The organism is Streptomyces sp. WY228 (genome assembly GCF_019287315.1).
Classification (GTDB): Bacteria; Actinomycetota; Actinomycetes; order Streptomycetales; family Streptomycetaceae; genus Streptomyces; species Streptomyces caviscabies.
Genome location: NZ_CP079114.1, coordinates 1,786,302 through 1,802,579 on the forward strand (window position 1 = coordinate 1,786,302; position 16,278 = coordinate 1,802,579).

Genomic DNA, 16,278 nt, shown 5'->3' on the forward strand with positions numbered 1-16,278 from the left:
CGGACGAACGAGCCGCCGCCGGGCACGGTTCCCCGCCCCGCCGCTGCCCCGTCTCCCCGCCCTGCCGCTGTTCCGTCCGCCGCCGGGTGGGTCCATGCTGGTGAGTGAGGTGATCGCCATGCGTACGGGGAGTGAACCCGTGACCGCCCGCAGTCCGCTGCGGATGCGGCTCTGGCTGAGCCTGTGGGGAATGGCCTGGGCGCTCTTCGGCCTGGTGGCCTTCGCGCTGAACGGGCGGCCCGGCTGGGCGGCGGCCTGCGCGGTCGTGCTGCTGTTCGCGGTGGTGGACCTCGGCGTGATCACGTACCGCATGCGCCAGGGCCCGCACTACCAGCCGGGCCGTGACGTCCCGCCGTACGAACCGGACCACGGCGACGGCCGCCCGCGCCGGCCGGGTGGCGGCGGCGACGGCGGGCGGCCCTAGGATCCGTCGCGGGCCCGCCGCCCCCTCAAGCCCGCCCGGCCCTGCCCCGCCCCGCTCAGTCCCGCTCGTCGAACTTCGCGGCCCGCAGGTACTCCGGCTTCGGGTCGAGCGCCGCCGCCAGGCGGAAGTGCCGGGTCGCGCGCTCGGGGCGGCCGGCCCGCTCGAAGGTGCGGGCCAGCGCGAAGTGGGCGAACGCGTTGTCCGGCTCACGCTCCAGCACCAGCTCGAACTCCAGCTCGGCGGGGCGCAGTTGGGCGGCGGCGAAGAAGGCGCGGGCTCGCAGCAGCCGGGCGGCGGTGTTCTCCGGGTGGGCGGCGATCACCGAGTCGAGGAGCTTGACGGCGCCCCGCGGGTCCCGGGCGTCGAGCAGGTGCTCGGCCGCGCGCAAGTCGATGACGTCGGTCTCCGGGTTCCTCTCGGGCACGGTCGCGTCCCTTCCTCTCCTCGCGATCTCCTCGCGATCTCCTCGCGGTCGTATCGCACGGATCCACCATCGCTTCCTCGCGCGTGTGCAACGTCCGCTCCGGTCGCGGTATTCCGGCCGGGGCGTCCGCACACGCGGACTCAACCGGCGGCGGCAGCCCGGCGGACCAGCTCGTCCCAGACCTCGCGGACCTGTGCGTCCAGCGCCTCGCGCGGCCCGTCGTTGTCCACGACCAGGTCGGCCACGGCCCGGCGCTCCTCGCGGGTCGCCTGGGCGGCCATCCTGGCCCGGGCGTCGGACTCGGTCATGCCGCGCAGCGTCACGAGCCGGTGGAGCTGGGTCTCGGCGGAGGCGTCGACGACCACGACCAGGTCGTAGAAGGGGGCGAGACCGTTCTCGGTGAGGAGGGGCACGTCGTGGACGACGACGGCGTCCTCGGGGGCCGCCCGTTCCAGCTCGGCGGCGCGGGCGCCGACCAGGGGGTGCACGATCGCGTTGAGCGCGACCCGGCGTTCGTCGTCGGCGAAGACGAGCGCGCCGAGCGCCGGACGGTCCAGGACGCCGTCGCCGGTCAGGACGCCCGGCCCGAACTCCTCGACGACGGCCGCGAGTCCGGGCGTCCCGGGCTCGACGACCTCACGGGCGATCCGGTCGGAGTCGATCAGGACCGCGCCGTACTCGACGAGCAGCCGCGACACTTCGCTCTTACCGGCTCCGATGCCGCCGGTCAGGCCCACTTTCAGCATGGGCCGCAGCCTACGGGCCGGGCCGGGGCGCTCAGCCCTCGCCCTCCCGCTCGGCGAGGAAGCGCTCGAACTCGCGGCCGATCTCGTCGGCGGACGGCAGGTCGACCGGCTCGGCGACGAGGTTGCCGCGCGTCTCGGAGCCGGCGACGGCGTCGTACTGGTGCTCAAGGCCCTCGACGAGGGAGACGAGCTCCTCGTCGCCCTGGCCGATCTGCCGGTCGATCTCGGTCTGGGTGCGGTGCGCCTCGGTGCGCAGGGAGTGCGCGAGGGCGGGCAGCACCAGACCGGTCGCGGCCGTGATGGCCTCCAGCGCGGTCAGCGCCGCGTCCGGGTAGGAGGACCGGGCCACGTAGTGCGGTACGTGCGTGGCGACGCCGAGGACGTCGTGGCCGGACTCCATCAGCCGGTACTCGACGAGGGCCTCGGCGGATCCGGGCACCTGGGCCTCGTCGAAGGGGCTGCGGTGGCCGGGCATCAGGTCGGTGCGGTTGCCGTGCGGGGTGATGCCGACGGGGCGCGTGTGCGGGACGCCCATCGGGATGCCGTGGAAGTTCACCGCGAGCCGGACGCCGAGGCGCTCGACGATCTGCTCGACGGCGGCGGCGAACCGCTCCCACTCCACGTCCGGCTCGGGGCCCGACAGCAGCAGGAAGGGGGCTCCGGTGGCGTCCTGGACCACCCGGACCTCCAGGGTCGGGGCCTCGAAGGACGTCCAGCGGTCGCGCCGGAAGGTGAGCAGCGGACGCCGTGCGCGGTAGTCGACGAGCCGGTCGTGGTCGAAGCGCGCGACGACCTGGTGCGGCAGGGTCTCCAGCAGGCCGTCGACGATCTGCTCGCCGGTCTCGCCCGCGTCGATGTAGCCGTCGAAGTGGTAGAGCATGACCAGGCCGGCCGACTCCTGCGCCAGCGCCATGTCGACGACGGCCAGGCCCTTCGGCTCCCATTCGTACAAACTCTGCGGATCAGGCACGGTTACCGCTCCTCCTCGTGTTCCTAGGGAAGAACGCGACCGGCGGCACCAGCATTCCCCGTACACGGACCTTTCCCCGGAACGAGCGGGTGACGGCATGTCAGCCGCCCACGCCGCGTGAGCGTTTCGCCGCGCCCGGCGCCGCCCGCCGATCCTGGTCCAGACCTTGACGCGCCCCGCCGCCGTCCCTACCGTCACGAGGCAACACGTTCAGACACACGTTCCATGTTCATGTACGAGAACACCCTGGACCCCTCCGACGGGAAGGCACCCCCATGCGCACCCGCTCCCCCCTCACCGTCCTGCTCGCCGCCACCCTGGCCGCCGGCGGTCTCACCCTGGCCGGCGCCGGGCCCGCGAACGCCGCGGTCATCGACGTGAGCACCGCAGCCCAGCTCAAGGCGGCGCTCACCACCGTCTCCCCCGGCGACACGATCCGGCTGGCCGACGGCACGTACACCGGGAACTTCAAGGCCACCCGGCCCGGCACCTCCGGGGCCCGGATCACCCTCACCGGCTCCAGCGGCGCGGTCCTGACGGCGGGCGGCGGCTACGGGCTGCACCTGAACGGCGCCTCGTACTGGACCGTCCAGGGCGTCACGATCAAGGGCGGCCAGAAGGGCATCATGGCCGACGCGGCGAACGGGGTCGTGATCGACTCGGTGACCGTGCACAACCTCGACATGGAGGGCGTCCACTTCCGCAAGTCCAGCAAGGACGGCGTCCTGAAGAACTCCCGGATCCACGACACCGGGCAGAACGGGCGCGGCATGGGCGAGGGCGTGTACGTCGGTTCGGCCGGCGATCTCTCCGACCGCAGCGACAACGTGCAGATCCTGAACAACACCATCGGCCCCGACGTCGGCGGCGAGTCCATCGACATCAAGGAAGGCACGACCGGCGCGAGGATCATCGGCAACACCTTCGACGGCCACGGGCTGACGGGCGCCAACTACGACGACTCCTGGGTCGACGTGAAGGGCAACAACGTCCTGGTCGAGGGCAACAAGGGGTCACGCACCACCAACAACGGCTACGAGACGCACACCCAGCAGAGCGGCTGGGGCTGCGGCACCGTCTTCCGGAACAACTCCTCGAACCTGACCGGGGCCACGGGCGACAAGCAGCTCGCCATCAACGTCACCAACAACAGCTCCAGTTGCCGCACCACCGTGTACGCGAGCAATACCGTCACCGGCGGCAAGGGGCTGACCAACATCGCCGTGACGCCATGACGGGCTGAACACGCGAGTGAGGCCCGCCCCCCGAAGGGAACGGGCCTCACTCTCCACGCTCTACAGCTACTGCAGCCGATGAGCCGCCGGGGTCAGAGCGTCAGCTCTGGCCGCCCGCGAGCTTCTCGCGCAGCGCGGCAAGGGCCTCGTCCGACGCCAGGGCGCCGGAGTTGTCCGCCGACTCCGAGGAGTACGAACCGCCGCCGCCACCGCTGCCGCCGGAGGCGGCCGGAGCAGCGCCGGCCGGGGCAGCAGCGCCCTCGGCCGCAGCGGCCTCGTCGGCCTCGCGGGACTTGATGACCTGGGCCTGGTGCTGCTCGAAGCGCTGCTGCGCCTCGGCGTACTGGGTCTCCCAGACCTCGCGCTGCGCCTCGAAGCCCTCGAGCCAGTCGTTGGTCTCGGGGTCGAAGCCCTCGGGGTAGATGTAGTTGCCCTGGTCGTCGTACGACGCGGCCATGCCGTACAGCGTCGGGTCGAACTCGACCGAGGCCGGGTCGCCACCGAAGGACTCGTTGGCCTGCTTCAGCGAGAGGCTGATGCGGCGGCGCTCGAGGTCGATGTCGATGACCTTGACGAAGATCTCGTCGTTGACCTGGACGACCTGCTCCGGGATCTCCACGTGGCGCTCGGCCAGCTCGGAGATGTGGACCAGACCCTCGATGCCCTCGTCGACGCGCACGAACGCACCGAAGGGAACGAGCTTGGTGACCTTACCCGGGACGACCTGACCGATCTGGTGCGTCCGGGCGAACTGCTGCCACGGGTCTTCCTGCGTCGCCTTGAGCGACAGGGAGACGCGCTCGCGGTCCATGTCGACGTCGAGGACCTCGACGGTGACTTCCTGACCGACCTCGACAACCTCGGAGGGGTGGTCGATGTGCTTCCAGGACAGCTCGGAGACGTGCACGAGACCGTCGACGCCACCCAGGTCCACGAAGGCACCGAAGTTGACGATCGAGGAGACGACGCCGGAGCGGACCTGACCCTTCTGCAGGGTGGTGAGGAACGTCTGGCGAACCTCGGACTGGGTCTGCTCGAGCCAGGCACGGCGGGACAGGACCACGTTGTTGCGGTTCTTGTCCAGCTCGATGATCTTGGCCTCGAGCTCCTTGCCCACGTAGGGCTGGAGGTCGCGGACACGACGCATCTCGACGAGCGACGCCGGGAGGAAGCCACGGAGGCCGATGTCGAGGATGAGACCACCCTTGACGACCTCGATGACGGTACCGGTGACGATGCCGTCCTCTTCCTTGATCTTCTCGATGGTGCCCCAGGCACGCTCGTACTGAGCGCGCTTCTTCGAGAGGATCAGGCGGCCTTCCTTGTCCTCCTTCTGGAGAACCAGGGCCTCGATCTCGTCGCCGACCTTGACGACCTCGTTCGGGTCGACGTCGTGCTTGATCGAGAGCTCGCGGCTCGGGATGACACCTTCGGTCTTGTAACCGATGTCGAGGAGAACCTCGTCCCGGTCAACCTTGACGATGACACCATCAACGATGTCGCCGTCGTTGAAGTACTTGATCGTCTCGTCGATCGCCGCGAGGAACGCGTCCGCGTCGCCGATGTCGTTGACCGCAACCTGCGGAGTGGTGGCGGTGGTCTCGGTGCTGCTCGTCATGTGGGAAAGGGCTCCGGTACGGACAGAGAGTCGTAGGTACTGCTACGCCGAAAGCCCGTATCGCCTCTGCAGAAGCCGGACAGCCTGGAAAGCGCCATCCGTTTCCGGAGAGACGCCTCGACAACCGAGGGGACATGCAACAGACGCGAGCGCGGCCTGCTAGGTCTGAGGCGCGCAGGCTCGCAGCGCAACTTGTAGCATACGGGGGCAGCCGGACAGGGTCAATGCGCGAAGGCGCACACCCGGGGCACATCGCCCCAATCCCGGCACAACTCATGTTCTCCGAGGCCAGATCGGGCCGAGAACACTACGGCACAGCGCCGCGGACGCACGTCCGTACCTCCGGGGTGCGCCCCCTGGTACGTACCGCGCGCGGCGGGTGAAGGCAAACTACAACGACGGGCACGATGAGCCAAGAGATCCACGGAACCTACTCCTCCGAACGCCCGGAACACCCGGGGCTCCCGGCACCCGAGGAGCCCGCGGAGCCCGAGGCCACCCGCCGGGCGGCGGACGGCGCGGAGAGCAGCCGGGCCAGCCGCGGCTGGTGGGACCGGAACGCCGACGAGTACCAGTCGGACCACGGCGGCTTCCTGGGGGACGACCGTTTCGTCTGGGGTCCGGAAGGGCTGGACGAGGCGGAGGCCGCGCTGCTGGGGCCCGCCGCCGCCCTCAAGGGCCTCGACGTCCTGGAGATCGGGGCCGGGGCCGCCCAGTGCTCGCGCTGGCTGGCCGGCCAGGGCGCCCGCCCGGTCGCGCTCGACCTCTCGCACCGCCAGCTCCAGCACGCCCTGCGGATCGGCGAGGGCCTGCCGCTGGTCGAGGCGGACGCGGGCCGGCTCCCGTTCCGGGACGGCTCCTTCGACCTGGCCTGCTCCGCGTACGGGGCGGTGCCGTTCGTCGCCGACCCCGTCCAGGTCTTCCGTGAGGTCCACCGGGTGCTGCGGCCCGGCGGGCGCTGGGTGTTCTCCGTGACGCACCCGATCCGCTGGGCGTTCCCCGACGAGCCCGGCCCCGAGGGCCTTTCCGTCGCCGCCTCCTACTTCGACCGCGTCCCCTATGTGGAGCAGGACGAGAACGGCGACGCCGTCTATGTGGAACACCACCGCACGCTGGGCGACCGGGTCCGGGACGTGGTGGCGGGCGGTTTCCGGCTGGTCGACCTGGTGGAACCGGAATGGCCCGCCTGGAACGACCAGGAGTGGGGCGGCTGGTCCCCGCTGCGCGGCCATCTGATCCCGGGCACGGCGATCTTCGTCTGCGAGCGGGCCTGAGGCATGCGGGTGCGGGCGGGACCGACCGTCCGTACCCGGTGCGCCCGTACGACACTGGGGGCGTGATCCGTACCGAAGCCCTGGACCGCCTCCCCGTCCGCACCGCCGTGCCCGCCCTGGAGCGTGCGCTCGACGACCGGGGCGTCGCCGTCCTGTGCGCCCCGCCCGGCACCGGCAAGACGACGCTGGTGCCGCTGGTGCTGGCGGGGCTGACCGGGCCGGGCCCGGTGCGCCGGGTCGTGGTCGCCGAGCCGCGCCGGATCGCCGCGCGGGCGGCGGCGCGGCGGATGGCCTGGCTGCTGGGCGAGCGGCCGGGCGAGCGGGTCGGGTTCACGGTGCGCGGCGAGCGTGCGGTGGGCCCGGGGACCGTGGTGGAGGTCGTGACCACGGGGGTGCTGCTCCAGCGGCTCCAGCGGGACCAGGAGCTGGCCGGGGTGGACGCGGTGATCATCGACGAGTGCCACGAGCGGCATCTGGACGCGGACACGGTCGCGGCCTTCCTCCTGGACGTACGGGAGGCGATCCGGCCCGATCTGCGGCTGGTGGCGGCGTCCGCGACGACGGACGCGGAGGGCTGGGCGCGGCTGCTGGGCGACGCCCCGGTCGTCGAGGCCGAGGGCGTCTCGTACCCGGTGGAAGTGGTCTGGGCGCCGCCCGCCCGTCCGGTGAAGCCGCCGCACGGCATGAGGGTCGATCCGGCACTGCTGGCGCATGTGACGGCGACGGTGCGGCGGGCGCTGGCGGAGCGGGAGGGCGATGTGCTCTGTTTCCTGCCCGGGGTCGGGGAGATCGCGCGGGTGACCGGGCAGCTCGCCGGGGTGGACGCGGAGGTTCTTCAGGTGCACGGGCGGGCTCCGGCCGCCGTGCAGGACGCGGTGCTGGCCGGTTCCGCCGAGGGGCGGCGGGTGGTGCTGGCGACCTCGGTGGCGGAGTCGTCGCTGACGGTGCCGGGCGTGCGGGTCGTCGTCGACTCGGGTCTCGCGCGCGAACCCCGTACCGACCACGCCCGGGGCCTGAGCGCCCTGACGACCGTACGGGCCTCCCGGGCGGCCGGGCGGCAGCGTGCCGGGCGGGCGGGGCGGGAGGCTCCGGGGGCGGTGTACCGGTGCTGGGACCAGGCCGAGGACGGGCGGCTCGCGCCCTTCCCGTCGCCGGAGATCAAGGTCGCCGACCTCGCCGCGTTCGCGCTCCAGGCGGCGTGCTGGGGCGATCCGGGCGCCGCGTCGCTCGCGCTGCTGGACCCGCCGCCCGCCGGGGCGATGGGCGCGGCGCGTCAGGTGCTGGAGGCGATCGGCGCGGTGGACGGCGAGGGCCGGGTGACCGACCGGGGGGTACGGATGTCCCGGCTCGGGCTGCACCCCCGGCTGGCGCGGGCCCTGCTGGACGGTGCGCGGGAGGCCGGGGCGCGGCGGGCCGCGGAGGTGGTGGCCCTGCTGAGCGAGGAGCCGCCGAGGGAGTACGGGGACGATCTGGCGGCAGCGCTGCGGGCGGCCCGCCGGGGCCAGGACGGGTATGCGGCGCGGTGGAAGCAGGAGGTGCGCCGGCTGTCGGGCCAGGTGAGCGAGGCCGGCACCGGTGAAGGCCGCACCGATGACGCCGTCGTGGGGCTCGTCGCCGCGCTGGCGTTTCCGGAGCGGGTGGCGCGGGCCCGGGGCGACGGGGCCTTCCTGATGGCGTCGGGCACGGGCGCGGAGCTGCGGGACGGCTCACGGTTGCGCAGCGCGCCCTGGCTGGCGGTGACGGTCGCGGACCGGCCCTCCCACGCGGCCTCCGCGCGGGTACGGCTGGCCGCGGTGGTCGACGAGCCCACCGCACTGTCGGCCGCCGGGCATCTGCGGGTGCGGGGCGAGGAGGTCCGCTGGGTGGACGGCGAGGTGGTGGCCCGGTCCGTGGACCGGCTGGGGGCGGTGGAGCTGGCGGTACGGCCGCTGAAGCAGCCCGATCCGGAGCTCGTGCGCGGGGCCCTGGTGGAGGGGTTGCGGCGGGAGGGGCTCGGGCTGCTGCGGTGGACCCGGGACAGTGAGCAGTTGCGGCTGCGGCTGGCGTTCCTGCACCGGGTGCTGGGGTCGCCGTGGCCGGACGTCTCGGACGGGGCGCTGCTCGCGGAGACCGGGGCGTGGCTGGAGCCGGAGCTGTCGCGGGCCCGTCGCCGGGCGGACCTGGGGCGGATCGACGCGGGCCAGGCGTTGCGGCGGCTGCTGCCCTGGGCGACCGGGGAGGCGGTCCGGCTGGACGAGCTGGCGCCGGAGCGGATCGAGGTGCCGAGCGGTTCGCGGATCCGGGTGGAGTACGGCGGTGAGCAGCCGGTGCTGGCGGTGAAGCTCCAGGAGCTGTTCGGGCTGGCCGAGACGCCGCAGCTGGCCGGGGTACCGGTCCTGGTCCACCTGCTCTCCCCCGCCGGGCGGCCCGCGGCCGTGACGGCGGACCTGGCGTCGTTCTGGCGGGAGGGCTACCGGGCGGTCCGGGCGGAGCTGCGCGGCCGCTACCCGAAGCATCCGTGGCCGGAGGACCCCGCGACCGTACCGGCGACACGGTTCACCTCGGCGCGGCTCAAGCGCTCGTAGGGCTTCGCGGCGTACGCGAGCGCGCCTCCAGCCACAGCGCCAGGGCGAACAGTCCGACACCCAGCCCCAGGAACCCCCACGGCAGGTACGAGGTGAGCAGGAGGACCAGGACGCGCTGGGACTTCACCAGGTCGACGGTGTCCACGATGTAGTCCTCGCGCATCTTCACATGACCGGAGAACGCGGTGACGGTGTCCTCGGACATGCCCATCTTCTTGGCGTTGCGCAGCTCTTCCTCGTGGATCTCCTCGCCGTTGACGGGGGCTCCGGTGACCGGGTCGACCCAGAACATCCGCTTGGTGGTGTACCAGCGGGTCATGCCGGTCTGCGCGATCTGCTCGGCGGTGATGCCCTCGATGGGCATCTTCTTCGGCATCGGGACCTCGGTCCACGGGATGGTCTGCTCGAAGTAGTAGACCTCCAGGCCGCGGAAGGTGCGGGTGCCCCTGTAGTGGATGGGGGCGGTGGTGCGGCTCTGGGCGTCGAAGTACTCGTAGTCCCGTTTCTCGGTGAGGAAGGGCCACTTGAACTCGATGCCCTCGCGCCGGACCGGGTCGCCGTCGACCATTTCGCCGGTGGCGTTGACGGGGGCCTGGGTGTGGGCGTCGAAGATGTAGCGCTCGGGTATCTCGGAGACCATCGTGCCGTCGGGGCCCTGGATGTAGGAGAGCGCGTCCCAGACGACGACGTCGCGGCCGGCGCTGCGTTCGATCTTCTCGGACTCCTCGACGTTGCCCTTGAGCGTCTGGACGATGGTGACCTTGTCGACCTTCTTCGCCTTGAGGGTGGTGTAGTCGAGGAGGGTCGCGGGGGACGCCTCCAGGACGACTTCCTGGTACTGGCTCGGCGGGACCTTCGCCAGGCGCGGGAAGGCGTACCAACGCAACAGTGGTGACAGGGCGGCGAAGAACACGGCGAAGGCCAGGAGTACGAGACCGGCTCGGCGGCGCATGGTGGTGACCTCTCCCTCTGCGGCGGCTATCTCTTCGGGCCCGGGACGGTGGTCAGCAGCGGTTCGGGCGAGGTCTCCCCGGCCGGTGAGCCGACGGCGGAGAGGGTGAACACGAGCGCGAGGGCGGCGGCCAGTCCGATGGCGGCGGCGACGAGGGCACGCATGCTCGGCCTCCCGGGGCGTGGTCCGACGACGGCGACCTGATGGGCCGTCAGGGCTGGGGCACCGTAGCAACCGGGGCGCGAGATGAGAACAGAGCGGACAGCCCCTCCACCGGGTGGTGAAGGGGCTGTGCGGCGGCGGTACGGTGCGGCGGTCTCAGGCCTCGGGGGTTTCCGTCTTCCCCGGCACGGGCTCCTCCGGGTCGGTCTCCTCGGGCGCCGTCTCCTCCGGGGCCCGGACGGTGAGCTCGATGACGACCGAGGCGCCGCCCTCGGTGGTGAGGCGCAGTGTGAAGGTGCCCTCGGTGTCGTCGGCGAAGATCTCCGGGAGCCGGAGCACACCGTCGGCGTCCGTCGTCAGGGTGGTGAGGGTGCGGACCGGCTTGCCGTCCGCGTCCTTGAAGTACGGGCCCTTGTCGTTGTCGATGAGCCCCAGCGGGTCCTTGACCATCGTGGCGGTGACGGCCACTCCGGCCGCGACGGCGTCCTTGTAGGTGGCCTTGACGGTGACGGCGTGTCCGAACTTCTCGCCGGGCGCGGCGAGAAGTTCCTTCTCGTCGGTGCGGGCGATCGCGTCGGCCTGGCGGGCGGTGACGGTCGCCGCGTAGGTCAGGGTGCGCGGCCTGCCCACGCCGGCGACGGCGGTGACCGTGAACTCCCCGGCCTTCTCGCCGGCCTGGAGCGCCGGGGCGGTGGCGGTGCCGTCGGCCCCGGTCGTCACCTTGACGGTCTTCTTGCCGCCGGTGAAGAGTGTGCCGGTGTTCCCGGTGACGGTGAAGGTGACGGGCACCTTGGCGAGCGGGGCGCCGAGCGCGTTGCGGGCGCGGACGGAGACCCGCTCGTCGAACTCCTGGCCCGCGGTGGCGCGCAGCGGGCCGGTGCCCGCGTTCTCCAGGGAGCCGAAGGTCTCGGCCGGCGGCGTAGGCGTGGGGGTGGGGGTGGGCGGCTTCGGCGTCGGGCTGGTGGAGCCGCCGCCGGGCTTCGAGGGGCCGGGGCTCGGCTTTCCGCCCGGCTTGCCCGGGGAGGGCTTCGGGCTCGGGGTGACGCTGGGGCCGGTGCTCGGGCCCGGGTTCGGGGAGGGGGTGCTCGGGGTGGTGGGCAGCGTTCCGGTGCCGTCGGGGATCTCGTGCGTACCGCGCTGGTAGTAGGAGAACCAGGAGCGGACCGTGCGCAGGTACTCCGTGGAGCGGTTGTAGCTCAGCACGGCCTTGTCGAGGTCGGCGGCGATGGCCAGATCGCGGTCGTTGGCGCAGAGGTAGCGGCCGGCGGCGAGCGCCGCGTCGTAGATGTTGTTGGGGTCCTTGCGGCCGTCGCCGTTGGCGTCCTGACCCCAGGAGGCCCAGGTCGAGGGGATGAACTGCATCGGGCCGACCGCGCGGTCGTGGACCGCGTCGCCGTCGTACGCCCCGCCGTCGGTGTCCTTGATCAGCGCGAAGCCCTGGCCGTTGAGGGCCGGGCCGAGGATCGGGGAGGTGGTGGTGCCGTTGGCGTCGACCCGTCCGCCACGGGCCTGGCCGGACTCGACCTTGCCGATCGCCGCGAGGAGCTGCCAGGGCAGCCGGCAGTTCGGGTCGGTGCTCGCCACGGTCTGCTCGGCCTGCTTGTACGCGGCGAGGATCGAGGCCGGAATGCCCGCTTCCGCACTGCCGGTGGCCGGGAGATTACTGGAGGATCCGGGCTTGTCGGGCGTGACCAGGGGCGGAAGGTCCGTGTAGTAGGGCGAGTTGCCGGTCGCGGCGCCGTCGTTGTCGGCGCTCGCGGTGTCCTCGCCCGCCGCCTTCGGGTCGCCGTTGCCCGCGGATCCGTCGGCCAGGGTCGCGGCGGGCGCCTGCGAGGCCGCGAGTGCCGCCACGGCGGCCGCCGCCACCGCGGTGGTCGTGGCCCCCTTGCGCAGACGTCGGCGAATGTGCGCTGCCATACGTTCCGGTCCCTCCCCCTCGAAGGCTGCTCGCGCTCCCCAGCGCGAGGACTCCAGCGACCCTACGGCAACTTGTGTCGCCCGGACACCGAGCCCTGACCGCTTCTTACGGTTTTCTCACGTTCCCGTTCGCACGTTGTCCGGTCGGCCACGCAAGGGTGCCCTGACGGTCCCGCATACTTGCCGCCATGCCGTTCACGCTCAGTCATGCCGCCGCCGTGCTCCCGGCGATCCGCCGGAACGGGACCGCCCGGTGGCCGCTGTTCCCCTCGGCTCTCGTCGCCGGTTCGTTCGCGCCCGACATCACCTACTTCGCGGACACGGTGGTTCCCGGGGCGATGGAGTTCGGTTCGTTCACCCACACCTTCCTCGGGGTGGTCACGGTGAACGTGGCCATCGCCGCGGCGCTGGTGGCGGTGTGGGCGCTGCTGCGGGAGCCGCTGGTGGCGCTGTTGCCGGTACGGGTACGGGGCCGGGTGCACGCGTTCGTCCGGGGGCAGCGGTGGACGCGCGCCTCCTTCGGGCCGTCCGCCTGGCTGTGGTTCGCCGTCTCCGGCGCGCTGGGGGCGGCCACCCATGTGGTGTGGGACGCGTTCACCCACCACAGCCGGTGGGGGACGGAGCTGCTGCCGGTGCTCAGCCGCAGCGTCGGCGGCCATCCGGTGTTCCAGCTCGTGCAGTACGGGAGTTCGGCCCTGGCCCTCGTGGTCATCGGCTGGTTCGCCGCCACCGGGCTGCGCCGCACCGCACCGGCCCCCGCGCCCGTGGAGGTGCCGGTGCTCGGCCGCCGGGAACGGTGGGGCGCGCTCGGGCTGCTGACCGTGTGCGTGCTGGCCGGCGTGGTCCATCGGTGCGCCCGCTGGTACGCCCACTTCGGCCGGGTGGAGACCCCGCTCGACATCATCCCGACGGCCTGCTTCGGCGCGGGCGCCGGGCTGGCGGCCGGGCTGCTGCTGTACGGAGTGGGGATGCGGCTGCGGCTGCGCCGGGGAGCCCGGGGTCCGGGCCGGTCCGGGTCCGTACCGGAGGAGTCCCGCACCGGAGAGCCGGCCGGCCGGGCGCGGTAGCGACCAACGGCAAGCGGCTCGGGGCGGTGGCGGAGACAGGGGTGGGCCCGGAACCGGGAAGCGGTTCCGGGCCCACCCCGTGACGCGGGGGCGCCGCCGGCTCAGTGCGCGGCCGACTCCCAGTCCTTGCCGACGCCGACCGAGACGTCCAGCGGGGCGCGCAGCTCGACGGCGTTCGCCATCTCGTGGCGCAGGATCTCCTCCACCTGCTTCCGCTCGCCCTCGGCGATCTCCAGGACGATTTCGTCGTGGACCTGGAGCAGCATCCGCGAGGTCAGCTCCGCCTCGGTCAGCGCCTTGTCCACCCGCAGCATCGCCACCTTCACGATGTCCGCCGCGGTGCCCTGGATCGGGGCGTTGAGCGCCATCCGCTCGGCGGCCTCGCGGCGCTGCCGGTTGTCGCTGTTGAGGTCGGGGAGATAGCGGCGGCGGCCGAGGATCGTCTCGGTGTAGCCGGTGGCCCTGGCCTCCTCGACGACCCGGTGGAGATAGTCCCGTACCCCGCCGAACCGCTCGAAGTAGGTGTCCATCAGCACCCGGGCCTCGGCGGGGTCGATGTTCAGCTGCTGGGAGAGGCCGAACGCGGAGAGACCGTAGGCCAAGCCGTAGGACATGGCCTTGATCTTGCGGCGCATCTCCGCGTCGACCGCGTCCTTCTCGACGCCGAAGACCTGCGAGGCGACCGTGGTGTGCAGGTCCTCGCCGGAGGTGAACGCCTCGATGAGACCGGCGTCCTCGGAGAGGTGGGCCATGACGCGCAGCTCGATCTGGCTGTAGTCCGCCGTCATCAGCGTCTCGAAGCCGTCGCCGACGACGAAGCCGCGGCGGATCGCCCGGCCCTCGTCGGTGCGGACGGGGATGTTCTGCAGGTTCGGGTCGGTGGAGGAGAGCCGGCCGGTCGCCGCGACCGTCTGGTTGAACGTGGTGTGGATCCGGCCGTCGGCGGCGATCGTCTTGATCAGGCCCTCGACGGTGACCCGCAGCTTGGCCTGCTCGCGGTGGCGCAGCATCAGGACCGGCAGCTCGTGCTCGGTCTGCGCGGCCAGCCAGGCCAGCGCGTCCGCGTCCGTGGTGTATCCCGTCTTGGTCTTCTTCGTCTTCGGCAGGCCCAGCTCGCCGAAGAGGATCTCCTGGAGCTGCTTGGGCGATCCGAGGTTGAACTCGCGGCCCACCGCCGCGTGCGCCTCCTTCACCGCCTGCTGCACGGTCCCGGCGAACTGCTGCTCCATGCCTTCGAGATGGGCCCGGTCCGCGGCGATGCCGTGCCGCTCCAGGCGGGCCAGCAGGATCGAGGTGGGCAGCTCCATGTCGTGCAGCAGCTCCGCGGCGCCCACCTCCTTGAGGCGGGTGGTGAACGCGTCGCCCAGGTCGAGGACGGCGCGGGCCTGGGCCATCAGGGCGTCCTGCTCGGCCCGGTCGTCCGCGCCGAAGGCCAGCTGCCCGTCGGACGCGGCGGCCGGGGCCAGCTCGCGGCCCAGATACTCCACGGCCAGCGCGTCCAGGGCGAACGAGCGGCGGCCCGGCTTCACCAGATACGCGGCGAGCGCGGTGTCCATCGTGACGCCTTCGAGCCGCCAGCCGTGCTCGGGCAGCACCCGCATCACGTTCTTCGCGTTGTGCAGGACCTTCGGCCGGGCCGGGTCGGACACCCAGGCGGCGAACGCCTGCTCGTCGGCCTCCTCCAGCTGCGTCGGGTCCAGCCAGGCGGCGGCCCCGTCGGCGGCGGCGAGCGCGATCTCGGTGACCGTACCGGCGCCGAGCGACCAGGTGTCGACGGTCATGACGCCGAGGGGCTGCGCGCCGTGCTCCGCCAGCCACGGGGCGACCTCGCCGGAGCCGAGCACCGCCCCGTCCAGCTCGATCCCGGCGGCGGGCGCGGGCGGCTCGGCCTCCGCCGCACCCGGGTCGACGGCCAGCAGCCGCTCGCGCAGGCTCGGGTTGCGGATCTCCAGTATGTCCAGGACACCGGTGACCGCCGTGCGGTCGTACGGAGCGCGCTCCAGCTCGGCCGGGGTCTTCGGCAGCTCCACGTCACGGACCATCTCGGTCAGCACGCGGTTCATCTTCACCGCGTCCAGATGGTCGCGGAAATTCTGCCCGGCCTTGCCCTTGACCTCCTCGGCCCGCTCGACCAGCTCGGCGAACGAACCGAACTGGTTGATCCACTTCGCGGCCGTCTTCTCGCCGACGCCGGGGATGCCCGGGAGGTTGTCCGACGGGTCGCCGCGCAGGGCGGCGAAGTCCGGATACTGCCGCGGGGTGAGTCCGTACTTCTCGACGACCTTCTCCGGGGTGAACCGGGTCAGCTCGGAGACCCCCTTGGTGGGGTACAGCACGGTCACATTGTCCGTGATCAGCTGGAAGGAGTCCCGGTCGCCGGTGACGATCAGCACCTCGAACCCGGCCGCCTCGGCCTGGGTCGCCAGCGTCGCGATGACGTCGTCCGCCTCGAAACCGTCCACCGCGAACCGGTCCGCGTGCATCGCGTCCAGCAGCTCGCCGATCAGCTCGACCTGCCCCTTGAACTCGTCGGGGGTCTTGGAGCGGTTCGCCTTGTACTCCGGGAACTCCTGGGCACGCCAGGTCTTGCGGGACACGTCGAACGCGACCGCGAAGTGTGTGGGCGCCTCATCACGCAGGGTGTTCGCCAGCATGGACATGAAGCCGTACACGGCGTTCGTCGGCTGCCCCACCGCCGTCGTGAAATTCTCCGCGGGCAGGGCGAAGAACGCCCGGTACGCCAGGGAGTGCCCGTCCATGAGGAGCAGGCGCGGTCGGTTGTCTGCCGTCTTCTTCGATGCCGTCTCAGCCACGCCCCCGATCCTGCCACGGACCACTGACAATCCGGACCGGCACGACTTCCGCGGGGCCGTGACAGGATCGATGGTGAGGACAAGAACATGAGTACGCCGCCACGCGGAAGAG

Annotated in this window: 13 protein-coding genes; 5 read left to right on the plus strand and 8 right to left on the minus strand. The window is 72.2% G+C overall.

Annotated features, from left to right (window positions below):
• Window positions 1-94 precede the first annotated feature (94 nt).
• A complete protein-coding gene (locus KV381_RS07625) occupies window positions 95-424 on the plus strand; it encodes a DUF6343 family protein (RefSeq protein WP_103546708.1) in 330 nt (109 codons plus the stop codon).
• Window positions 425-479: 55 nt separating this feature from the next.
• Here the strand turns inward: KV381_RS07625 and KV381_RS07630 are convergent, their stop codons facing one another.
• From KV381_RS07630 to KV381_RS07640, 3 genes are all read right to left on the minus strand, one after another.
• A complete protein-coding gene (locus KV381_RS07630) occupies window positions 480-848 on the minus strand; it encodes a tetratricopeptide repeat protein (RefSeq protein WP_218784950.1) in 369 nt (122 codons plus the stop codon).
• A gap of 140 nt (window positions 849-988) precedes the next feature.
• The gene (coaE, locus tag KV381_RS07635; RefSeq protein WP_218784951.1) at window positions 989-1,594 is read right to left on the minus strand and encodes a dephospho-CoA kinase; all 606 of its coding nucleotides are present in this window, start codon (window positions 1,592-1,594) and stop codon (window positions 989-991) included.
• Between the two features lie 31 nt (window positions 1,595-1,625).
• Complete coding sequence (locus tag KV381_RS07640; protein WP_030627562.1) at window positions 1,626-2,564, minus strand: PAC2 family protein; 939 nt, start codon at window positions 2,562-2,564, stop codon at window positions 1,626-1,628.
• Window positions 2,565-2,839: 275 nt separating this feature from the next.
• On the opposite strand from KV381_RS07640, the gene KV381_RS07645 reads away from it, so the two are divergent.
• Window positions 2,840-3,799, plus strand: a complete 960-nt coding sequence (locus KV381_RS07645; RefSeq protein WP_218784952.1) for a right-handed parallel beta-helix repeat-containing protein — start codon at window positions 2,840-2,842, stop codon at window positions 3,797-3,799.
• 100 nt (window positions 3,800-3,899) lie between these two features.
• On the opposite strand, the gene rpsA is transcribed toward KV381_RS07645, so the two are convergent.
• Entirely contained in the window at window positions 3,900-5,417 is a 1,518-nt protein-coding gene (gene rpsA / locus KV381_RS07650) for a 30S ribosomal protein S1 (protein WP_003969826.1), read from the minus strand.
• 407 nt (window positions 5,418-5,824) lie between these two features.
• Here rpsA and KV381_RS07655 point away from each other — a divergent pair, with 407 nt between their 5' ends.
• Together KV381_RS07655 and hrpB are read left to right on the plus strand one after the other, a co-directional pair.
• Window positions 5,825-6,691 carry a class I SAM-dependent methyltransferase gene (locus KV381_RS07655; protein WP_103537425.1) on the plus strand — a complete coding sequence of 289 codons (867 nt, stop codon included), beginning with the start codon at window positions 5,825-5,827 and terminating at the stop codon, window positions 6,689-6,691.
• 62 nt (window positions 6,692-6,753) lie between these two features.
• Window positions 6,754-9,255, plus strand: a complete 2,502-nt coding sequence (gene hrpB / locus KV381_RS07660; RefSeq protein ID WP_218784953.1) for an ATP-dependent helicase HrpB — start codon at window positions 6,754-6,756, stop codon at window positions 9,253-9,255.
• Here the strand turns inward: hrpB and KV381_RS07665 are convergent.
• The 3 genes from KV381_RS07665 to KV381_RS07675 form a co-directional block, all read right to left on the minus strand.
• Entirely contained in the window at window positions 9,242-10,207 is a 966-nt protein-coding gene (locus KV381_RS07665; RefSeq protein ID WP_030079590.1) for a DUF3068 domain-containing protein, read from the minus strand. The two genes, hrpB and KV381_RS07665, sit on opposite strands and share 14 nt — an antisense overlap.
• Before the next feature lie 26 nt (window positions 10,208-10,233).
• Window positions 10,234-10,371, minus strand: coding sequence for an SPW_0924 family protein (locus KV381_RS07670; protein ID WP_103537614.1), 138 nt, complete (start codon window positions 10,369-10,371; stop codon window positions 10,234-10,236).
• Between the two features lie 154 nt (window positions 10,372-10,525).
• The gene (locus tag KV381_RS07675) at window positions 10,526-12,286 is read right to left on the minus strand and encodes a lytic murein transglycosylase (protein ID WP_218784954.1); all 1,761 of its coding nucleotides are present in this window, start codon (window positions 12,284-12,286) and stop codon (window positions 10,526-10,528) included.
• A gap of 188 nt (window positions 12,287-12,474) precedes the next feature.
• Between KV381_RS07675 and KV381_RS07680 the strand changes: the two genes are divergently transcribed.
• Window positions 12,475-13,353, plus strand: coding sequence for a DUF4184 family protein (locus KV381_RS07680; RefSeq protein WP_218784955.1), 879 nt, complete (start codon window positions 12,475-12,477; stop codon window positions 13,351-13,353).
• A gap of 101 nt (window positions 13,354-13,454) precedes the next feature.
• On the opposite strand, the gene polA is transcribed toward KV381_RS07680, so the two are convergent.
• Window positions 13,455-16,166, minus strand: coding sequence for a DNA polymerase I (polA, locus tag KV381_RS07685; protein WP_218784956.1), 2,712 nt, complete (start codon window positions 16,164-16,166; stop codon window positions 13,455-13,457).
• Between the last annotated feature and the right edge of the window lie 112 nt (window positions 16,167-16,278).

Excerpts from the sequence above, each read along its gene's own strand:
- KV381_RS07625 (WP_103546708.1), top strand. The coding sequence starts at position 95 with ATGCTGGTGAGTGAGGTGATCGCCATGCGTACGGGGAGTGAACCCGTG.
- coaE (WP_218784951.1), bottom strand. The coding sequence starts at position 1,594 with ATGCTGAAAGTGGGCCTGACCGGCGGCATCGGAGCCGGTAAGAGCGAA.
- KV381_RS07645 (WP_218784952.1), top strand. The coding sequence starts at position 2,840 with ATGCGCACCCGCTCCCCCCTCACCGTCCTGCTCGCCGCCACCCTGGCC.
- rpsA (WP_003969826.1), bottom strand. The coding sequence starts at position 5,417 with ATGACGAGCAGCACCGAGACCACCGCCACCACTCCGCAGGTTGCGGTC.
- KV381_RS07655 (WP_103537425.1), top strand. The coding sequence starts at position 5,825 with ATGAGCCAAGAGATCCACGGAACCTACTCCTCCGAACGCCCGGAACAC.
- KV381_RS07665 (WP_030079590.1), bottom strand. The coding sequence starts at position 10,207 with ATGCGCCGCCGAGCCGGTCTCGTACTCCTGGCCTTCGCCGTGTTCTTC.
- KV381_RS07670 (WP_103537614.1), bottom strand. The coding sequence starts at position 10,371 with ATGCGTGCCCTCGTCGCCGCCGCCATCGGACTGGCCGCCGCCCTCGCG.
- KV381_RS07675 (WP_218784954.1), bottom strand. The coding sequence starts at position 12,286 with ATGGCAGCGCACATTCGCCGACGTCTGCGCAAGGGGGCCACGACCACC.
- KV381_RS07680 (WP_218784955.1), top strand. The coding sequence starts at position 12,475 with ATGCCGTTCACGCTCAGTCATGCCGCCGCCGTGCTCCCGGCGATCCGC.